Source organism: Caballeronia sordidicola (assembly GCF_001544455.2).
GTDB lineage: Bacteria > Pseudomonadota > Gammaproteobacteria > Burkholderiales > Burkholderiaceae > Caballeronia > Caballeronia sordidicola.
Genome location: NZ_FCOC02000011.1, coordinates 143569 through 162911 on the forward strand (window position 1 = coordinate 143569; position 19343 = coordinate 162911).

Annotated in this window: 13 protein-coding genes; 6 read left to right on the plus strand and 7 right to left on the minus strand. The window is 60.7% G+C overall.

Annotation, left to right across the window (positions count from 1 at the left end):
• Positions 1-6: 6 nt before the first annotated feature.
• On the minus strand, positions 7-195 hold the full coding sequence (locus AWB64_RS18420; RefSeq protein ID WP_208603290.1) for a DUF3460 family protein: 189 nt from the start codon (positions 193-195) through the stop codon (positions 7-9).
• A gap of 596 nt (positions 196-791) precedes the next feature.
• Here AWB64_RS18420 and AWB64_RS18425 point away from each other — a divergent pair.
• Positions 792-2525, plus strand: a complete 1734-nt coding sequence (locus AWB64_RS18425; protein ID WP_244164111.1) for an autotransporter assembly complex protein TamA — start codon at positions 792-794, stop codon at positions 2523-2525.
• Between the two features lie 28 nt (positions 2526-2553).
• Positions 2554-6609 (plus strand): translocation/assembly module TamB domain-containing protein, encoded by a 4056-nt coding sequence (locus AWB64_RS18430; RefSeq protein WP_060856863.1) that lies wholly within the window; start codon positions 2554-2556, stop codon positions 6607-6609.
• 62 nt (positions 6610-6671) lie between these two features.
• On the opposite strand, the gene metG is transcribed toward AWB64_RS18430, so the two are convergent.
• Both metG and AWB64_RS18440 read right to left on the minus strand, forming a co-directional pair.
• Positions 6672-8801, minus strand: a complete 2130-nt coding sequence (gene metG, locus AWB64_RS18435) for a methionine--tRNA ligase (protein WP_060856864.1) — start codon at positions 8799-8801, stop codon at positions 6672-6674.
• Positions 8802-9159: 358 nt separating this feature from the next.
• Complete coding sequence (locus AWB64_RS18440) at positions 9160-9816, minus strand: YiaD family glycine zipper/OmpA-like lipoprotein (RefSeq protein WP_060856865.1); 657 nt, start codon at positions 9814-9816, stop codon at positions 9160-9162.
• A 269-nt stretch (positions 9817-10085) separates the two neighbouring features.
• Here AWB64_RS18440 and apbC point away from each other — a divergent pair, with 269 nt between their 5' ends.
• The 4 genes from apbC to AWB64_RS18460 all read left to right on the plus strand — a co-directional run bounded on the left by apbC (position 10086) and on the right by AWB64_RS18460 (position 15115).
• Positions 10086-11174, plus strand: coding sequence for an iron-sulfur cluster carrier protein ApbC (apbC, locus tag AWB64_RS18445; protein ID WP_060856866.1), 1089 nt, complete (start codon positions 10086-10088; stop codon positions 11172-11174).
• 270 nt (positions 11175-11444) lie between these two features.
• Positions 11445-11933 carry a superoxide dismutase family protein gene (locus AWB64_RS18450; protein ID WP_060856920.1) on the plus strand — a complete coding sequence of 163 codons (489 nt, stop codon included), beginning with the start codon at positions 11445-11447 and terminating at the stop codon, positions 11931-11933.
• Positions 11934-12133: 200 nt separating this feature from the next.
• Positions 12134-12703 carry a dCTP deaminase gene (dcd, locus tag AWB64_RS18455; RefSeq protein ID WP_056351848.1) on the plus strand — a complete coding sequence of 190 codons (570 nt, stop codon included), beginning with the start codon at positions 12134-12136 and terminating at the stop codon, positions 12701-12703.
• Between the two features lie 114 nt (positions 12704-12817).
• Positions 12818-15115, plus strand: a complete 2298-nt coding sequence (locus tag AWB64_RS18460; RefSeq protein WP_060856867.1) for an arginine/lysine/ornithine decarboxylase — start codon at positions 12818-12820, stop codon at positions 15113-15115.
• A 58-nt stretch (positions 15116-15173) separates the two neighbouring features.
• Here the strand turns inward: AWB64_RS18460 and AWB64_RS18465 are convergent, their stop codons facing one another.
• The 4 genes from AWB64_RS18465 to AWB64_RS18480 form a co-directional block, all read right to left on the minus strand.
• Entirely contained in the window at positions 15174-16115 is a 942-nt protein-coding gene (locus AWB64_RS18465) for a bestrophin family protein (RefSeq protein WP_060856868.1), read from the minus strand.
• Between the two features lie 124 nt (positions 16116-16239).
• Positions 16240-17646, minus strand: coding sequence for an argininosuccinate lyase (gene argH / locus AWB64_RS18470; protein WP_060856869.1), 1407 nt, complete (start codon positions 17644-17646; stop codon positions 16240-16242).
• A 151-nt stretch (positions 17647-17797) separates the two neighbouring features.
• Entirely contained in the window at positions 17798-18565 is a 768-nt protein-coding gene (locus AWB64_RS18475; protein WP_060856870.1) for an anti-sigma factor, read from the minus strand.
• Complete coding sequence (locus tag AWB64_RS18480) at positions 18565-19149, minus strand: sigma-70 family RNA polymerase sigma factor (RefSeq protein ID WP_060856871.1); 585 nt, start codon at positions 19147-19149, stop codon at positions 18565-18567. The genes AWB64_RS18475 and AWB64_RS18480 overlap by 1 nt, the downstream gene beginning before the upstream one ends.
• Between the last annotated feature and the right edge of the window lie 194 nt (positions 19150-19343).

Consider the following 19343-nt stretch of genomic DNA (forward strand, 5'->3'; position numbering starts at 1 on the left):
TCACGTTCAGAAGTTCTGGTAATAGACGTAGGACGTTTGCTCGACACGCGATGTCTTGAGTTTCGAGCGTTCGTCAAGGTCGATAGGCTGCTTGTCCCACAGGAGCGCGCGGCCCTTGCGCTGTTCGTCTTCCAGCGAAGGTTTTTGCTCTTTCAGCTTGTTGATGAACTGGGTGATGTCCGACTGGTACATGATTCGACTTCCGTTGGCTCAGAGCGATTCAAAAACGGGCGCAGCGGCATTTCGGGTGAAACTCGGATGAAACGCCGCCGGGAACAAATGCAATTTTACCGCAAGCGTCAGGGCGCGGAGCGGTAAACCCGCGGGAAGAACGGGCGTTGGCCATCCGGCCTATAAAAGCGGCTCGATCGCTGGCAAGCCACCAAGTCCGTGGAAACCCTGTCATTAATTGCAAAATCGCGGAACAAGCGCGGTAATGAGCCGTCCAAGCCGCACTTCTGCATTTTGCGGAGCGCGTCCGGGAGCCCGCTGCGCCTGTTTTTGCGCCGCCGCGACGCAAGAATTCCGAGCACTCTCCGCATCGGTTGAATAAGCGCTTTCGGGACAGCCGGCGCCGCCGATGTGGTGAAATAGCGCCTGCTGAACCCACCGCCGTTTCGGGCGGAAGCAATCCCGCGTTGCCTAATACATTGTCTTATTCCACCCGGAGGTCACGTTTGGCGGGGCGCCTGTTTGATCTGCTGCGCTTCAGGCGCGGACAAGCCGAGCATCGGCGGCGGCGCTTGCTGCCGGTTGCATCGTCGAACGCGCCTTTCCGTGCGTCGTCATTCGTGCGTCGCGTTGTCTGGTCGCTCCACGCGCTGGCGCTTTGCGCCTTTGCGGTGCCCGCGCACGCCAAGTACGACGTGGATATCGATGCACCCCGCAGCGTGCGGTCACTGCTGAAAGACCATCTGGATTTGTCGCGATTCAAGAAACGCGACGACATCAGCGACGAACAATTCGATTTCCTTGTGACGGCCACCCCGCAGGAAGTGCGCGATCTCGTTGCCACCGACGGATACTTCACGCCCGTCGTGCGTACCGACGTCAAACGCGACGGCGACAAGCGCTCCGTGACCATTTCGGTCGATCCAGGTCCGCAGACCAAGGTGGCTTCCGTTTCGCTCACCTTCAAGGGGGCGATCACGGAAGAGGATCGTGCGCAGGAAAACACCGCGCGCTTCGCGTTTTCCATCCACGAGGGCGATCCTTTCTCGCAAGGCGCATGGGACGACGCGAAAAACGCGTCGCTGAAAGCGCTCCAGTCGCGGCGCTATCTGGGCGCGAAAATTTCGGAATCGAAGGCGCGGGTGAATCCGCGCACACATATTGTGGATTTGTCGGTGACGTTCGACAGCGGCCCGACCTTCACTTTCGGCAAGCTCGACGTGTCGGGTGTGCGGCGTTATCCCGAGCAGATCATCCACAACGTCAACCCCATCCACGAAGGCGATATCTACGACATCGCCCGCGTGAACGAATTGCAGCGGCAGTTGCAGAACACGCCGTATTACGCGTCAGTTGCCATAGACGCCGACAACGACGTGACCAAGCCCGTCGAAACGCCGATGCACCTGAAGGTCAGCGAATATCCGTACAACAGCGTGCGCTACGGCGTGGGCTATGCAACGGATACCGGGCCGCACATTCAGGGCGCCTATAGCTATCTGGACACGTTCGGGAAGGCTTATCCGTTCACGGTGTCGGGGCGTATCGACCAGACGCAGCAGTATGGACAGGTCCAGCTCGCCATGCCGCCGGGCAACCGGGCGTGGGTGAACAGCGTGCTCGCGTCGTACACCAACACCAATGTGTCCGATACACGCATCTACAGCGCCCGCGCGGGCGTGCAGCGTTCGCGCTCGCTGCAGAACATCGACACCACGTATGCGCTGCTTTTCTATGACGATCGGCTAACGCAGAACGTTGGACCGCCTACGACGAGCCGCGCGCTGGTACCTTCGTGGCAATGGGTGCGCCGCAACGTGGACGATCCGCTGTTTCCGCGCTCGGGCAACCTGATTCGCGCCGAAGCCGATTTCGCGATCAAGGGCATTCTCACCGACCAGACGTTCGGCCGTGTCTACACGAACCTGCTGCAATATCTGCCGCTTGGCAAGCGCGACCTGTTCGTGTTCCGGGCGGAGTTCGGCGGCGTGTTCACGGCGGGCGGGTCGAGCGGAATTCCGGCGTCGCTGCTGTTTCGCGCGGGCGGCGCCAATTCGGTACGGGGTTATGGCTATCAAAGTATTGGTCACGATGTTGGAGGCTCGGTGTTGCCGACCAAATATCTGATGACGGGCAGCACTGAATATCAGCACTGGTTTTCGCACGACTGGGGCGGCGCGGCCTTCTTCGACATAGGCGCCGCCGCCGACACCTGGAGCGAGCGGGTCTTCGAACCCGGCGCGGGCGTCGGCGTGCGCTGGCGCAGTCCGGTTGGACCCGTGAACGTGGACGTTGCATATGGTTTCAAGAACCGGGACATCCGTCCGTACCTGACGCTTGGAATTGCCTTTTGATGAGCTTGCATAACGTGTTTTTTCGCGCATGACGGAACGCAACGGCCAAACCCCTGGTGAGCAAGCGGACCCTTCGGAGGGCCGGGGCAATGACACGTCTGCTGACACCGTTCCGGCACCCAAGAAGCCGCGCGGCGGCTGGCGGCGTCTGGCCAAGTGGCTGGGCGGCATTGTCCTGGTCATCGTTCTATGCTTCGCCCTTGGCCTTGCAATGATCTTGTACGGCTTGAATAGCGAACGCGGCACGCGTTACGTGTGGCAGGCCGCTACGTCCCTGCTGGGCGGCCGCTTGAGCGGTACGCTCGATGGCGGCGCGATCTCGACCGGCCTGCGTTTGCGCAACGTGCACTGGAAAAGTCTCGACGGCGCGGGTACGGATATCGCGGTGGACAGCGTCTCCGGCCGATGGGAACTGACGCGCGCGCCGCTGCGGTTCACCATCGATTATTTGCATGTGGGAACGGTCGACGCCCGGATTGCGCCATCGCAGAAAAGCAGCGGCCCGGTCCAGTTGCCGACGGATTTGCGCTTGCCAATCCAGCTTGTTATCAGCGACGTCACGCTCGACAAGCTGCGCCTGCACGAAGGCGCGACGACCACGGAGTTTTCCCGCCTCGCGCTCTCGGGTCATAGCGACGGACGCCATCATGCAGCCACTGTCCAGCGCCTCGATACACCATTCGGTGCTGTCACGGCGGCGTTGAAACTCGATGGTGGCGCGCGGCCGTTTCCGCTGACGGGCGACCTTGGATATTCCGGCAAGGTGAGCGACGAAACCGTGCAGGTCGCCGCGCGCCTCGCGGGGTCGCTTGAAAACCTGACGGCGGATATCGATGCAAGCGGCATGAAGCTGAAGGGCAGTGCGCACGTGGAGGCCGAGCCGTTTGGCGAGGTGCCGCTCAAGCGCGCGCTCGTAAGCGTAGATCACGTGAATCCGCAGGCGTTCAGCGCGAGCGCGCCGTTCGCGGACCTCGCGCTGCGAGCCGAATTGAAGCCCGATCCAGCAACGCCCAACGCGCTTGTGGTGACCGGGCCCGTTTCCATTGTGAATGCGAAGCCGGGCACGGTGGACAAGCAGTTGATTCCGCTGATCGACGCGCGTGCGAACGTGAAACTCGATGCATCCGAGCAGACCATCTCGGGCTTGAATGTGCGTCTCTTGAAGGAGGCGACGCTCACAGGCGGCGGAGCCTTGAAAGATGGCAAGGGCGAGTTCGACCTGAAAGTGGCGAAACTCGATTTGAGCCAGATCGAATCGACGATCCGGCCGACGCAGTTTGGTGGCCCGATCGGCATCAAGCTTGCCGGCGACACGCAGACCATCACCCTCGATCTCAACGACGCCAAAGCCGCGTTGCGCGCGCAAGGCAAGATCACGCTGGACGCAAGGCAGACCGCCTTCGATAACGTGAAGTTGACTGCGGGGACCGGGCGTATTGAATTAAGCGGCGCGCTCAAGAAAGACGTGCATTCGACCTACGATGTGAAAGCGAAGATTGTTGATTTCAATCCGCTGCTGTTGTCCGAGCAACTGATCGCAACGCCGCCGCCCGCGAAGGGTGCCAAAAAGCCTGCTGCAAAACCGCGCACCATCGAAGCACGCGTGAATGGAACGCTCTCGGCCACCGGCGTTCTCGCGCCAGTGCTCACTACCAAAGCGCAATTCAAGCTGGGCGAAAGCGTCTACGACAACCTGCCGCTCACCGGCGCGGGCACCATTCAGGTCGTGGGCATGCGCATCCTGCCCAGTAACGCGACGCTTTCCATCGCGGGAAATAATGTGGATCTGAACGGTAGTTTCGGTACGCCGAGCGATCGATTGCGTTTTCGCATCGACGCCCCGCAGCTCGAACGTTTGGGATTTGGCCTCGCGGGTCTCGTCAAGGCGGACGGCGATCTGACCGGTTCCTTTGCGCATCCGAACGTGGCCGCGAACTATCAGGCAGACAGCGTGGTGTTCGGCGCCAATCGCGTGGGACATGCGGAAGGACGGGCCGAAGCGCGCGATGGCGCCAACGGAGCGCTGGTTTTCACGTTGAAGGCGCGCGATCTCAGCACTGACGGCGTCGATCTTTCGAGTCTCGATGCGAATTTGAACGGCACGCGCGCCAATCACACGCTCAACGCAACGGCCGTTGGAAAGTTGCGAGGCAACGCGGTCAATCTGACGCTCGCTGCAAACGGCCGGCTGACCGACGCCCGCGACGGCGCGCATTGGGACGGCACGGTCACGCGGTTGTCGAATAAAGGCACGCCGAATCTGAATCTCGAAACACCGCTTACCGTGAGCTACGCCCCGAATCACATTGCGCTGGGCGCAACGCGGTTGTCGGCGGAAGGCGCCGCGCTCGACCTGAAGTCGTTCGCGTTCGACAACGGCAGGATCAGTTCCGCGGGATCGCTCACCAACCTTTCCGTGCTCCGGATGCTCGAAATCCGCGAGGAACTAATGGGTGGTCCGCCGCCCATCAAGACCGATCTCGTATTCGACGGCGACTGGAACTTCGCGCTTGGCGCCACCGCAACGGGCTACATGCAAGTGAAGCGGCGCGGCGGCGACGTGTCCATCGACGCCGCCCGTGGCGTCGCTGCGCTCGGCATCACGGACATTGCAGCCCGCGCCGATTTCACCGGCGGCAACCGGCTTAACGCTACGCTGCATGCACAGGCGTCGCGTATCGGCGTGATCGACGCCAATGTCCACACTACGCTGGTTTCGCGCGACGGTGTCTTGACCGTGTCCGACGAAGCGCCGCTGAACGGCAGCATTGACGCCAGCGTGCCGACGCTGCGTACAACGGGCGGGCTGATCGGCCCGACCTATTTGCTCGATGGCCGGCTTGGCCTGAAGCTGACCATTGCGGGAATCGTGGCCAAGCCGACTGTGTCCGGCATGCTGACGGGCGACGCGCTTTCGGTAACGGTGATCGACCAGGGCGTGCAGTTGAAGGACGGCGTCATTCGTATAGCGTTGTCGGAAAATCTCGTCGATTTGCAGCAGGTCGAGTTCCACGGCGCGAGCGGCACGTTGCGCGCAACCGGCAAGGTGCGGCTCGATCAGGATCAGCCGGATCTGACGGCGAGCATTATTGCGGACAAGCTTGAGTTGTTCGCGTCGCCGGACCGGCAACTGCAATTGTCGGGCAGCGCGTCGGTGGCAAATGCTGGTTTGAAGGGCGGCATCAATATCGATGGCAAGTTCACCGTCGATCACGCGCTTTTCGACTTGCCGGAGCAATCCGCGCCGTCGCTTGGCGATGACGTCGTGATCGTGCGTCCCGACGGCACGGTGAAGGGCGAGGATCAGCATGTGATCGCGACTGGCGAGAAACCGGTGGGGGCGTTTGCGCCGCGCGCGAATATCGATATCGACCTCGGGCAGAGGTTCCGTTTCCGTGGCGCGGGCGCCGACCTGGGTCTCGCCGGCACCATCACCGCCATGAGCGCGCCGAACATGCCGCTGCGCGCGGTCGGCAACGTGCGGGTCACGCCGGGTTCAACGTACACGGCGTTCGGGCGGAAACTTGGCATCGAGAACGGATTTTTCACGTTCAACGGCCCGGTCACGAATCCCGGCATCAACATCCTCGCAATGCGGCGCAACCAGGAAATCGAAGCGGGCGTGCAAGTCACGGGAACGGTGCAGGCGCCCAACGCCAAGCTGATTTCCGAGCCGAACGTGCCGGACAACGAAAAGCTGTCGTGGCTGCTGTTCGGGCATGGCACGGACCAGGGCAACAACGTGGGCCAGCAAAGCGCGATGACCAACGCACTGGCATTGCTTGGAAGCGCAAGCGGCAAGCGCATCGCGCAGACCTTCGGGCTCGATGAGTTTTCCATCGGCACGAGTGAGGTCGGGCTGACCGATCCGCAAGTTGTGATGCTCTCGAAGGCAATCAATGAACGGCTCGTGCTCGGTTACGAGCAGGGGCTGCAATCCGCAAGCAACGCCATCAAGATGACGCTGAGCCTTTCCCGTTTCTGGTCCGTTTCCGCGTATGGCGGCACGTTCCAGGGGCTCGACCTGCTTTACACGCGACGCTTTGATTCGTGGGCGCGAAGGAACCGGCCCTCAGAAAAGTAGGGATGAAAAAAGAGCCGTTCAACGTCAGTTGAACGGCTCTTGTCTTCGCTCAGCCCGTGCCTTTACTTCACGCGCATTCCCGGTTTTGCGCCGCTGTGCGGCTCAAGGATATACAGGCCGGGTTCCGCTCTTTCGTCGTCGGACGAAGCAGCCAGCACCATGCCTTCCGACAGGCCGAACTTCATCTTGCGCGGCGCCAGGTTCGCGACCATCACCGTGAACTTGCCGATCAGATCGCTCGGTTGGTATGCCGACTTGATGCCGGAAAACACATTGCGCGTTTTCTCTTCGCCAACGTCCAGCGTCAATTGCAGCAGTTTGTCCGATCCTTCCACGGCCGTGCAATCCACGATCTTCGCAATACGCAGATCGACTTTCGCGAAATCATCGATGGAAATCGTGCCTTCTGCTTCCGGCGCTTTTTCCTTCACGGCTTTCTTCGACGCCGACGCCGATGCCGGTGCAGCAACCGAAGCCGCAGCCTGACCCGGCGCGACCGATTCACGATTCGCTGCGATCAACGCCTCGATCTGTTTCGGATCCACGCGCGTCATCAGGTGTTTATACGCGTTGATCGGCTGCGAAGCGCTGAGCGGCGTGGCTGCATGGGCCCAAACGAGCGGCTTGATGCCGAGAAACGCTTCCACCGATTCCGCCAGCAACGGCAACACCGGCTTCAACGCAAGCGACAGCAGCCTGAATGCCTCCAGGCTGACGCTGCAGGTTTCGTGCAGCGCGGCCGCGTTCGCCGGGTCCTTCGCCTGATCCCAAGGCTTCGAGGTATCGACATAACCGTTGACCGTATCGGCGAGTTCCATGGTCGTGCGCAGCGCGCGGCCGTATTCGCGCGCTTCGTATAGCGCCGCGATCTGCGGAATAGTCGCCCGCAATTGCTGCAACATTGGGTGATTCATCGCGCTGTCCTGCACGCGGCCATCGAAACGCTTGATCAGGAAACCCGCCGCCCGGCTCGCAATATTGATGTACTTGCCGACCAGATCGCTATTGACGCGCGCCTGAAAATCCTCGAGATTCAGGTCGATGTCTTCCATGGTGTGGTTCAGCTTCGCCGCGTAGTAATAGCGCAGCCACTCGGGATTGATGCCTGTATCGATTACGCTTTTCGCCGTGATGAACGTGCCGCGCGACTTCGACATCTTGGCGCCGTCGACGGTGAGAAAACCGTGAGCGAACACGTTAGTTGGCGTTCTATGACCGGAAAACTGCAGCATGGCCGGCCAGAACAGCGTGTGGAAATACAGGATGTCCTTGCCGATGAAGTGATATTGCTCCGTTTTCGATCCCGGCCGGATCCACTCTTCGAAATCGAGGCCGCGCGCATCCGCCAGGTTCTTGAAGCTGGCGTAATAGCCAACGGGCGCGTCTACCCAGACATAGAAATATTTGCCGGGCGCGCCCGGAATTTCAAAGCCAAAATAGGGCGAATCGCGCGAGATGTCCCAGTCGGCGAGCTTCGCTTCGCCTTTGTCGCCAAGCCATTCACGCATCTTGTTCGTGGCTTCCGGCTGCGCGAGGCCGCTGACCCAGCCGCGCAGAAAATCTTCGCAGCGCGGGTCGGAGAGACGGAAAAAGTAGTGCGTCGACGTCTTGCGGACCGGCGTTGCACCCGACACCACCGAATACGGGTTGATCAGGTCGAGCGGCTGGTAAGTCGAGCCGCAGACTTCGCAGTTGTCGCCATATTGGTCCTTCGCGCCACATTTCGGGCATTCGCCCTTGATGAAGCGGTCCGGCAGAAACATTTCCTTGACCGGGTCGTAGGCTTGCTCGATCTCGCGCGCATCGATCAGACCGGCTTCCTGCAGCGACTTATAGATGGATTCGCACAGGACGCGGTTTTCTTCGGCGTCGGTTGAGTAATAGTTGTCAAACGAGATGCCGAAACTGTCGAAATCGCGCTTGTGTTCCTTGCCTACGCGTTCGATCAGCTCTTTCGGCGTAATGCCTTCCTGCTCGGCGCGCAGCATGATCGGCGTGCCGTGGGTGTCGTCGGCACCGACGTAATAGACCTCGTGACCGTGCATTCGCAGCGTCCGGACCCAGATATCCGTCTGGATATATTCGACCATGTGGCCGATATGAATCTGACCGTTCGCGTACGGAAGCGCGGACGTGACCAGAATTCGGCGATGAGCGGGGGCGGAGGCGGGAATCGGTGTTGACGATGACATAAGGCGCTGGCCTGCGGTTGAAGATTCAGTGAATGCGTGAAAAAGCGAATCACGATTCTAGCAGGAGGAAGGCGCGGCGCCGGGGCGGGGGAGTTGGCGTACGCGAGGATGAACCTCGGGCGTTCTTAAATTCCGGACGAAAAAAAACCGGGGCAATATAGCGGGCCCCGGAGCAACAACGACAAGAGGAGAATGGCACGTGGCGGCACAACACACTGCCAGCCACCTACCGTTAATACAGACACACGCCGCGCGGCCAAAGTTTCAAATATTTTCTGATTCCCGCGATATTTTCGGGAATCGATCAAAACCCCGGCGATGCGGCGAAACTGTCAATCTCCCTTGTAAATCAATCCGCTTACTGCACCTGTCCAGGCTGAGCCGTGGCGCGCAGATAAATTTCAACGCGACGGTTCTGCGCACGGCCGGCTTCGGTGGAATTGTCGGCGATAGGCTGGGTCTGGCCCATGCCTTGCGCCGCCAGACGCTGCGCCGCTACGCCATGACCGGCGAGGTACGACGCCACGCTTTGCGCGCGATTTTGCGACAACGTCTGGTTGTAGGCCGGCTGGCCGGTGCTATCCGTATGGCCAACCACCTGGGCCACCAGTTCCGGGTGCTGCACCAGCGTCTGCGTGACCTGATCGAGCACCGGCGCGAAGGTCGGCTTGATTGCGTAGCTGTTGGTATCGAAGGAAATTGCGTTCGGAATGTTTACCTTCAGCGAACCATCCTGCTGCTCGGTCACTTGCGTGCCCGTGCCTTGCGTGGCGCCCGTCAGCTTGCCCTTGATGGCCTGCCAGTTGTAACCGGTAATGCCGCCCGCCGCCGCACCTACGCCCGCGCCGATTGCCGCGCCCTTGCCGCCGCCGAAGATCGCGCCAAGGCCCGCGCCGGTCGCGGCGCCAATACCCGTGCCGACTGCGGCATTGTTGCCCTGCTGGGTGGCGCAACCGGCGACCAGCGCGCCGGCTACTGCGATTACGGACAAGCGCGTCATCATTTTCGAGTTCATTGTCATTTCTCCAGGATTCAATCAAGGCAGCCGCCCGGTGAACGCAGGAGTTCCCCGTGGGGTCTTCCGGCGAGCCGTTGCGCCTGCCACTACAATACGGTCAAGGATTCAAGCGATTAAAACGATGCGTCCCCAGACCATGGCAGCGTGGGATAGTGCAGTGCACGCGTCCGTCACGCAATGTCGTGCAACAATTCCTTTCAAATTTCATACCGCGTGCGCGAAAGTGTTCGATCCCTTTTCGCAACAAGCGTTCCCACGGAGTCTCGATGAGTCTTGATCGCGCCCAGATCGACACCGCCCTCGGCGGTCTGATCGATCCCAATACCAGCCGCTCTTTTGCGGACACTAAAAGCATTCGCAACGTGACCATAGACGGCGCCAATGTCGGCGTCAATCTCGTGCTGGGCTATCCGGCGAAAAGTCAGTTCGAGGCTATACGCACGCTCGTGTCCGACACAATCACCAAGGTGCCCGGCGTGGCCGGCGTACGCGTGGATGTATCGTCGCAAGTGGTGGCGCACGCCGTCCAGCGCGGCGTGAAATTGTTGCCGAACGTCAAGAACATCATTGCGGTGGCGTCGGGCAAGGGCGGTGTCGGCAAAAGCACGACCGCAGTGAACCTGGCGCTTGCGCTGGCTTCGGAAGGCGCGTCGGTCGGCATGCTGGACGCCGATATCTACGGCCCCTCGCTGCCCATGATGCTCGGCATCAGCGGCCGGCCGGAGTCTCCCGATAATCAATCGATGAACCCGCTGGTCGGCCACGGCATCCAGGCGAATTCCATCGGCTTTCTGATCGAACAGGACAATCCGATGGTCTGGCGCGGCCCGATGGTCACGTCCGCGCTCGAACAATTGCTGCGCCAGACCAACTGGAAGGATCTGGATTACCTGGTCGTGGACATGCCGCCGGGCACGGGCGACATCCAGCTCACGCTGTCGCAGAAAGTGCCGGTGACGGGCGCGGTAATCGTCACCACGCCGCAGGATATCGCGCTGCTCGACGCCAAGAAGGGCTTGAAGATGTTCGAGAAGGTCGGCATTCCAATCTTAGGCATTGTCGAGAACATGAGCACGCATATCTGCTCCAATTGCGGCCACGAAGAACATATCTTCGGCGCGGGCGGCGGCGAGCGCATGTCGAAGGAATATGGCGTGCCGGTGCTTGGCAGCCTGCCGCTGGATATCGCCATCCGCGAGAAAACCGATGCCGGCCAGCCGACCGTGGTGTCGCAGCCGGACAGCAAGATCGCCGAGGCGTACCGGTCGATCGCGCGCAAGGTTGCGATCGCGATTGCGGAACGCCAGCGCGACATGACCTCGATGTTCCCGAGCATCGTGGTGCAGAACACCTGAACGGCGGCGGGCGCGAACGATATGACTCGTGCCTGTCGCTCAGGGATGTGCCTCAGGGATGTGCCTCATGCGTGTCGCGGTATCATGTGGCCTTCCATTGGCGCGGTCAGGTGAGCACACGGGGTGGTCGCGGGTCGCCATGAGGATTGCATGAAACGAAGATTCGACGGGTCTGGATCGGGCAGCCAGCCTGCCACGGCAAACCCGATCCTGAACACGGTGTCGCGCTGGCGAACGCGCGCGGTATTGGGCGTAGCCGCGGGCCTGGCAATGACCGCCGGCACATTGCTGCTTGGCGGCTGCGGCATTTTGTTCCAGACCCACGAGAAACGCGCCGATGCCACATTGCAACCCACCGCGGGCAGCAACGTGGCCGGGTCGGTGACGTTCATCGAACGCTCGGATGGCGTACAGGTTTCCTATAATCTGTCCGGCATGCCGCCTGACAGCGAGCACGCGCTGCAGATTCACGAGCGCGGGGATTGCATCGTCTCGAATTCATCCGATGGCGGCCCGGTCTTCGCACCCGCAGCGGACCGCAGCCGGTCGGGCTCGAAAGTGGAGGGCGACCTCGCCACCATTCGCGCCGACGCGAACGGCTCGGCGACCGGATTCATCGTGGCGCCCGATGTTTCGCTCGACGGCGTGCGCTCGGTGCTCGCGCGCGCCGTTCTGCTTCATCGCGATACCTCCGACTCGTACTCGCTCACGCCACGCGGCGCAGGACCCGCACTCGCGTGCGGCGTGATTCGTCAATGAAATCAGGCCACTAAAGCAATCAGCCTAGCTTCTTGGCCAGGTCCCGCCGCGTGGCTCATCACATCAAGTAAAATACGCGCTTCTCGGCGGCTCCCCCCGGCTTTGACGTGCTTCTGCACGCAATCCCGGCTTCCGGCCACGCCCTGTTTCAAGCACAGCGGCTTCTCCAAAGCTGCTTCTTTCGTTGGGTAGCGTTCCCTATGAGCATCAAGTCCGACAAGTGGATCCGGCGCATGGCCGAAGAGCACAAGATGATCGAGCCGTTCGTGCGCGATCAGGTGCGCGTGTCCGAAGACGGCAGGAAGATCGTGAGTTACGGCACGTCGAGCTATGGCTACGACATCCGCGTGGCGGACGAATTCAAGATATTCACGAACATCAATTCCACGATCGTCGACCCGAAGAATTTCGACGAGAAATCGTTTGTCGACTTCAAGGGCGACGTTTGCATCATTCCGCCGAATTCCTTCGCGCTGGCGCGCACGGTCGAGTATTTCCGGATTCCGCGCTCGTGCCTGACGGTGTGTCTCGGGAAATCCACCTACGCGCGCTGCGGGATCATTGTGAACGTGACGCCGTTCGAGCCGGAATGGGAAGGCTACGTGACGCTCGAATTCTCAAATACGACACCTTTACCTGCCAAAATCTACGCGAACGAAGGCGTGGCGCAGGTTCTCTTCTTTGAAAGCGACGAAATCTGCGAGACTTCCTACGCTGATCGTGGGGGCAAGTATCAAGGGCAAAGCGGCGTAACGCTGCCGAAAACCTGACGTTGCTGCTGCAGATAGTGCAGTTTGGAACGTCATTGCAACGCTTTTTGAAAGACCGCTGGACTCGAGCATGCACAACTCGGTCAGCGGTCGTTCCATTTGGAGATTCGCCTCATGAAGTTCCGTTTTCCCGTCGTCATCATCGACGAAGATTTTCGCTCCGAGAACATCTCGGGTTCCGGTATCCGCGCGCTCGCCGAGGCGATCGAGCGCGAAGGCGTCGAGGTGCTCGGGCTGACGAGTTACGGCGACCTGACTTCGTTTGCGCAGCAATCGAGCCGCGCGTCGTGTTTCATTTTGTCGATCGATGACGACGAATTGCTGCCGTATGCCGACAGCAACGTGGTGCTGGCCGAGGGCGATGCGCCAGAACTGGCGTCCGCCATCGTTGCGCTGCGCGCGTTCGTGCAGGCGGTGCGCCGGCGCAATGCCGACATTCCGATTTTCCTGTACGGCGAAACGCGCACGTCGCGGCACTTGCCCAACGACATCCTGCGCGAACTGCACGGCTTCATCCACATGTTCGAGGACACGCCGGAATTCGTCGCGCGCCACATCATTCGCGAGGCGAAGGTGTATCTCGACGCGCTCGCGCCGCCGTTCTTCAAGGAACTCGTGCAATACGCCGAAGAGGGTTCGTACTCGTGGCATTGCCCCGGACACTCGGGCGGCGTGGCGTTCCTGAAAAATCCGCTGGGCCAGATGTTCCATCAGTTTTTCGGCGAGAACATGTTGCGGGCGGACGTCTGCAATGCCGTCGATGAACTCGGCCAACTGCTCGATCACACCGGACCGGTGGCGGCGTCGGAGCGCAACGCGGCGCGCATTTTCAGCGCGGACCATTTGTTCTTCGTGACCAACGGCACGTCGACATCGAACAAGATTGTCTGGCACGCAACCGTCGCGCCGGGCGACATCGTGCTGGTCGATCGTAATTGCCACAAGTCGATCCTGCACGCCATCACCATGACGGGCGCGATTCCGGTGTTTTTGACGCCAACGCGCAATCACTTCGGCCTGATCGGGCCGATTCCGCGCGACGAATTCAAGCCGGAAAACATCCGCAAGAAGATCGAGGCCAATCCGTTCGCACGCGAAGCGCTCGCGAAGAACCCGAACGTGAAGCCGCGCATCCTGACGATCACGCAAAGCACGTACGACGGCATTGTCTACAACGTCGAGATGATCAAGGACCTGCTCGGCGACATGCTGGACACGCTTCACTTTGACGAAGCATGGCTGCCGCATGCCGAGTTCCACGAGTTCTATCAGGACATGCACGCCATTGGCGCGGGGCGTCCGCGTACGGGCGCGCTGGTGTTCGCCACGCATTCCACGCACAAGCTGCTCGCGGGCATTTCGCAGGCATCGCAGATCGTGGTTCAGGATTCGGAAAACAGCACGTTCGACAAACACCGCTTCAACGAAGCGTATTTGATGCATACGTCGACCAGCCCGCAATACGCGATCATCGCGTCGTGCGACGTGGCTGCGGCCATGATGGAGCCGCCGGGCGGCACGGCGCTGGTGGAAGAGTCGATTGCGGAAGCGCTCGATTTCCGCCGCGCCATGCGCAAGGTCGACGACGAATACGGCGACGACTGGTTCTTCAAGGTGTGGGGACCGGAAGCGTTGGCCGAGGAGGGTATTGGCGACCGCGAAGAATGGGTGTTGAAGCCGAACGACCACTGGCATGGTTTCGGTGCGCTCGCGGAAGGCTTCAACATGCTCGACCCGATCAAGGCGACCATCATCACGCCGGGGCTCGATGTTGACGGCGAGTTCGGCGAGACGGGCATTCCGGCTGCCATCGTGACGAAGTATCTGGCGGAGCACGGGATCATTGTGGAGAAGACCGGGCTTTATTCGTTCTTCATCATGTTCACCATCGGCATTACGAAGGGCCGCTGGAACTCCATGGTCACCGAACTGCAGCAGTTCAAGGACGACTACGATAACAACCAGCCGCTGTGGCGCGTGCTGCCCGATTTCATTGCACAGCATCCGTCGTATGAGCGCATGGGATTGCGCGATTTATGCGAGCAGATTCACAGTGTTTATCGTGCGAATGACATTGCGCGGCTGACGACCGAAATGTATCTCTCCAGCATGGAACCGGCCATGAAGCCGTCCGAAGCGTATGCGAAGCTGGTGCATCGCGAGATCGACCGGGTGCCTATCGACGAACTCGAAGGCCGCGTGACGACCATTCTGCTGACGCCGTACCCGCCGGGCATTCCGTTGCTGATTCCGGGCGAGCGGTTCAACAAGACCATCGTGGATTACTTGCGCTTTGCGCGCGAATTCAACGAACGCTTCCCGGGTTTCCATACGGATATTCACGGGCTGGTCGGTGAGATGATCAACGGGCGGATCGAGTATTTCGTCGATTGCGTGGCGCTCGAGCGTTAAGCCGAAAGCTAGATGGCAATGGAGAAGGCCCGCATAAGCTCAAGCGGGCCTTTTTCATTTAAGTCACGATAAACCTGCGTTCCGTCACCCCGGGTTCGGGCAAGCCTTTCGGCGGCCGCTTGAAGTCGGGATCGGCGGTCATGTCGTGGAGCATGTTTTCAAGCGCATCGCAGAGCGCATTGAGCGCGAGGTCGTTTTCTTCCAGGCCGAACGGATCTTCGATCTGCGCCGCGATGGCTTCCAGCGACATGAATGCATATGCGACGAGCAATGCGAAAAGAGGCGTCAGCACGCCCGCGCCATCGACAAGACCGAACGGCAGCAGCACGCAGAACAGGTAGACCGTCCGGTGGATCATCACTGAGTACGAGAAGGGCAACGGGGTGGACGCCAGACGCTCGCAGCCGCCGATCACACCCGAAAGCTCATTGAGATTCTGCTCGAATGCGAGCACGCCGTATCCGTCGAGCGCGCCTTCCTGGGCACGTACACCGGCCCATTCGCCGAGCCAGCGCAGGATGGTTGTCGATCGATTCTGCGCTTTGACCGTGCGCTGATATAACGCAGGCGTCAGGCGCGTGGCGAGATCGGGAAGCGCGTCGGTGCGGCGCATTTCGTGGCGCAGCGCATGACCAAGCGCGCCGATTGCCGCGATAAATTCATGTGTGTCCTCGGCCTTGACGCCGCGTGTCAGGGTCAGTGCCTGACGCGCGAGCGAACGGCCGTGAATGGACAATCCGCCCCAGAGTTTGCGGCCTTCCCACCAGCGCTCATAGCTCGCGCCATTGCGAAATCCGAGGAATACCGCGAGCGCGATGCCAACCAGGGCGAACGGCGGCGTGCCGAGTCCCACCGGATAATTGCGCACGTGATCGTGCATCACGATTGCCGCGACGGACAGCACGAAGATCAGCGCAAGCCGGGGCAGGAGTTGCGGAAGCACGGAGCCGCGCCAGACGAACAGCATGCGGAACCAGTGGAGTTTGGGGCGGATGATCATGGGAACCGGATTTGACTGAGTTGGCCGCATTCCATTGCTGGGATCCGGCGAGGCTGTAGCCGTATTGACTACGAATGTAGCCAATACGGCTACGTTGTGGGCTGGCCGGACCGTGACATCAACCTCACCCCAACGCCACCCGCGCCGCCTTCGCCGCTGCCCGAACCTGTTCCGGCGCTGTCCCGCCAGCGTGGTTCCGGCTCGCAACCGACCCTTCCAGCGTCAAGTACTCGAATACATCGTCGCCAATCAAATGCGCGACATTCGGCAACTCCGAGCGCATTTCCTCGAGCGTCAGATCCGCCAGGTCGCAGCCACGACCCACGCAGATGCGCACGGCGAGCGCCACGGCTTCGTGCGCATCGCGAAAGGGCAAGCCGCGTTTCACCAGATAATCGGCCAGATCCGTCGCCGTCGAAAAACCTTGCAACGCCGCCGCGCGCATGGCGTCCGGCTTGACCGTGATGCCCGCTGCCATTTCAGCGAAAATCCGCAGGGTGTCCGAGACGGTATCGACGGTATCGAACAGCGGTTCCTTGTCTTCCTGATTGTCCTTGTTGTACGCGAGCGGCTGACCCTTCATGAGCGTCAGCAACGAAACCAGATTGCCATTGACGCGTCCCGTCTTGCCACGCGCAAGTTCGGGCACGTCGGGGTTTTTCTTTTGCGGCATGATCGACGAGCCGGTGCAAAAACGATCAGCCAGATCGATGAAACCCACCCGCGGACTCATCCACAGCACGAGTTCTTCGGAGAAGCGCGAGACGTGCGTCATGATCAGCGCGGCGGCGGCCGTGAATTCGATGGCGAAATCGCGATCCGATACAGCGTCGAGCGAATTGGCGCAGATGCCATCGAAGCCGAGGGTTTTGGCAACGGCTTGACGATCGATCGGATAGCTCGTTCCAGCCAGCGCGGCAGCGCCCAGCGGCAAGCGATTCACGCGTTTGCGGCAATCGGCCATGCGTTCGCTGTCCCGCGTGAACATCTCCACATACGCCAGCAGGTGATGACCAAACGTCACGGGCTGCGCCACTTGCAGATGCGTGAAGCCCGGCATGATGGTTCCGGCATTCTGCTCAGCAATATCGATCAGCGCGCGGCGCAGTTCCACTAATAGCTCGCCAATCCGGTCAATCTCGCCACGCAGCCACAAACGGATATCGGTCGCGACCTGATCGTTGCGCGAGCGGCCGGTGTGCAGGCGCTTGCCGGCATCGCCAATAAGCGCAGTCAGCCGTGCCTCGATGTTCAGGTGCACGTCTTCGAGGTCGAGTTTCCATTCGAATTCGCCACGCTCGATTTCGCCCTGAATCTGCGTCATGCCTTTCTGGATGGCCTGGAAATCCGCATCGCCGATAATTTTCTGCGCGGCCAGCATGGCGGCGTGGGCGAGCGAACCCTGGATATCGACGAGCGCCAGACGCTTGTCGAAGAACACCGATGACGTATAGCGCTTGACCAGATCGGACATCGGTTCGTTGAAGCGAGCCGACCAGGCTTCGCCTTTCTTGTGCAGTTGGGACGTCATAGTGATGTTCGTAAGAGGACTGAAAACGAGGACGGAAAACGGCGGAACTGCCAATTTTACAGGCAATGACAAACCCGCAACCATTTGGGAGGCCGTCGAAAAGAAAAGGGGCGCCTTACGACGCCCCTTCGGATTCACTGCGTGAAAACCATCAAGCTGCCGGAATCACCTTACCCGTATAAACCACCGGCCCGGTCGGCCCATTGGGGTTCGGCGAGCCGCCAACCGGTTCGACCGAAACCGCCAGCACCGGATACGCACTCACAGAAGCGGCCTTGAACTTCGCGGTTCCGCCGACCGGCAGCACGCCGAGCGACACCGGATGTCCTTGCTTCGGCAAACCCCAAAGCTGCATGGATTTATCGGAAGGATCGGACGATCCGCTCAACCGCCGTACCGTCACTTCCGATGTCCTGTCGTCCCAGGTCACGAGCATGCGCGCGTTGGATTTTTCATCGGCGAGGGTGGCCACATAGCCAATGCGCGGTTCCTGCGCCACTTGCGGCACGGGCGTAGGCGTGGGTACGGGCGTTGTCGTGGAAAGCTCGCGCACCGACACCACGAGCGCGATAGCAGCAATGGCGGTCGCGGCGATCGACCAGCCGCGCCAGAACGACAGGTTCTCGAACCAGTTCGGTTTCGGGCGTGCGACCGGACGAGCCGCGGCTGCATCGCGGCGTGCATTCACGAGATTCAAGCGCCGTTCGATAGCCGGCCAGATTTCGGGAGGCGGCGCCACAGCCGGCCCGAGCTCGGTCATGGCCGCAAGCCGCAAGCGCCACGTTTCAACGGCCAGCCGGATGACGGGATCATGCTGCGAAATACTTTCGAATCGTCTTCGCGACCCGCCGCGCAATACGCCAAGCGTGTATTCGGCGGCAAGCTGATCGACGAGGCCTGCGTATCGATGCAGATCCATCACAGCCCTCCCAGGCACGTCTTGAGTTTTTCCAGGCCGCGACGAATCCACGACTTCACTGTGCCGAGCGGTACTTTGAGAACGTCGGCTACTTCGCTGTGGCTCTGGTCACGCAGGTACGCAAGCGCCACCGCCTGGCGCTGATTGGCTTCGAGCCGTTCCATGCAGATCGCGAGTTGCCGTGCTTCCTGGCTCATCAGCATCTGGTCGGAGGGATCTGCCTCGTTTGCCGGCAAGGTATCGTCCAACGCGTCGCTCCATTCGGTTTCGGCGCTGGCCCCGTTGGCTTTTTGCCGCCGCAAATAATCGAGTGCCCGGTTGCGGACGATCGCCGCCATCCAGGTCATCGGCGCGGACAGGCCTGCTTTGTAGTCGCCCGCGTATCGCCAGATATTGACGAACGCATCCTGCAAGACTTCTTCGGCCCACTCGCGCTTCACCAATATACGGAGCGCGAGGCCAAACAGTTTCGATGAAGTCAGATCGTAGAGCGCGCGCAACGCGGCGGCGTCTTCGGTGGCGACACGGTCGAGCAATTGCACGAGGGTGTCGGGTGTCGGGTCTTGAGAAAGGATTGTCGTCATGGGACCGGTCGGGTGGGCGGCGCGACTGATATTACCGAAATAATCGCGTTGATCCGCATTGGTTTTTTTGCATCCGGATGAATCCGTTTCGCTTTTTCAAACGTAATCACGGATACGAGCCCGTTTTGGCAAGCGCGAAAAATCCCGCGCAGCCGGCGCAGCTCACCACGTGTCCCCGTTCTCCTCCGGCCTTG

Excerpts from the sequence above, each read along its gene's own strand:
- AWB64_RS18430 (WP_060856863.1), top strand. The coding sequence starts at position 2,554 with ATGACGGAACGCAACGGCCAAACCCCTGGTGAGCAAGCGGACCCTTCG.
- metG (WP_060856864.1), bottom strand. The coding sequence starts at position 8,801 with ATGTCATCGTCAACACCGATTCCCGCCTCCGCCCCCGCTCATCGCCGA.
- AWB64_RS18440 (WP_060856865.1), bottom strand. The coding sequence starts at position 9,816 with ATGAACTCGAAAATGATGACGCGCTTGTCCGTAATCGCAGTAGCCGGC.
- apbC (WP_060856866.1), top strand. The coding sequence starts at position 10,086 with ATGAGTCTTGATCGCGCCCAGATCGACACCGCCCTCGGCGGTCTGATC.
- AWB64_RS18450 (WP_060856920.1), top strand. The coding sequence starts at position 11,445 with ATGACCGCCGGCACATTGCTGCTTGGCGGCTGCGGCATTTTGTTCCAG.
- dcd (WP_056351848.1), top strand. The coding sequence starts at position 12,134 with ATGAGCATCAAGTCCGACAAGTGGATCCGGCGCATGGCCGAAGAGCAC.
- AWB64_RS18460 (WP_060856867.1), top strand. The coding sequence starts at position 12,818 with ATGAAGTTCCGTTTTCCCGTCGTCATCATCGACGAAGATTTTCGCTCC.
- AWB64_RS18465 (WP_060856868.1), bottom strand. The coding sequence starts at position 16,115 with ATGATCATCCGCCCCAAACTCCACTGGTTCCGCATGCTGTTCGTCTGG.
- argH (WP_060856869.1), bottom strand. The coding sequence starts at position 17,646 with ATGACGTCCCAACTGCACAAGAAAGGCGAAGCCTGGTCGGCTCGCTTC.
- AWB64_RS18475 (WP_060856870.1), bottom strand. The coding sequence starts at position 18,565 with ATGGATCTGCATCGATACGCAGGCCTCGTCGATCAGCTTGCCGCCGAA.
- AWB64_RS18480 (WP_060856871.1), bottom strand. The coding sequence starts at position 19,149 with ATGACGACAATCCTTTCTCAAGACCCGACACCCGACACCCTCGTGCAA.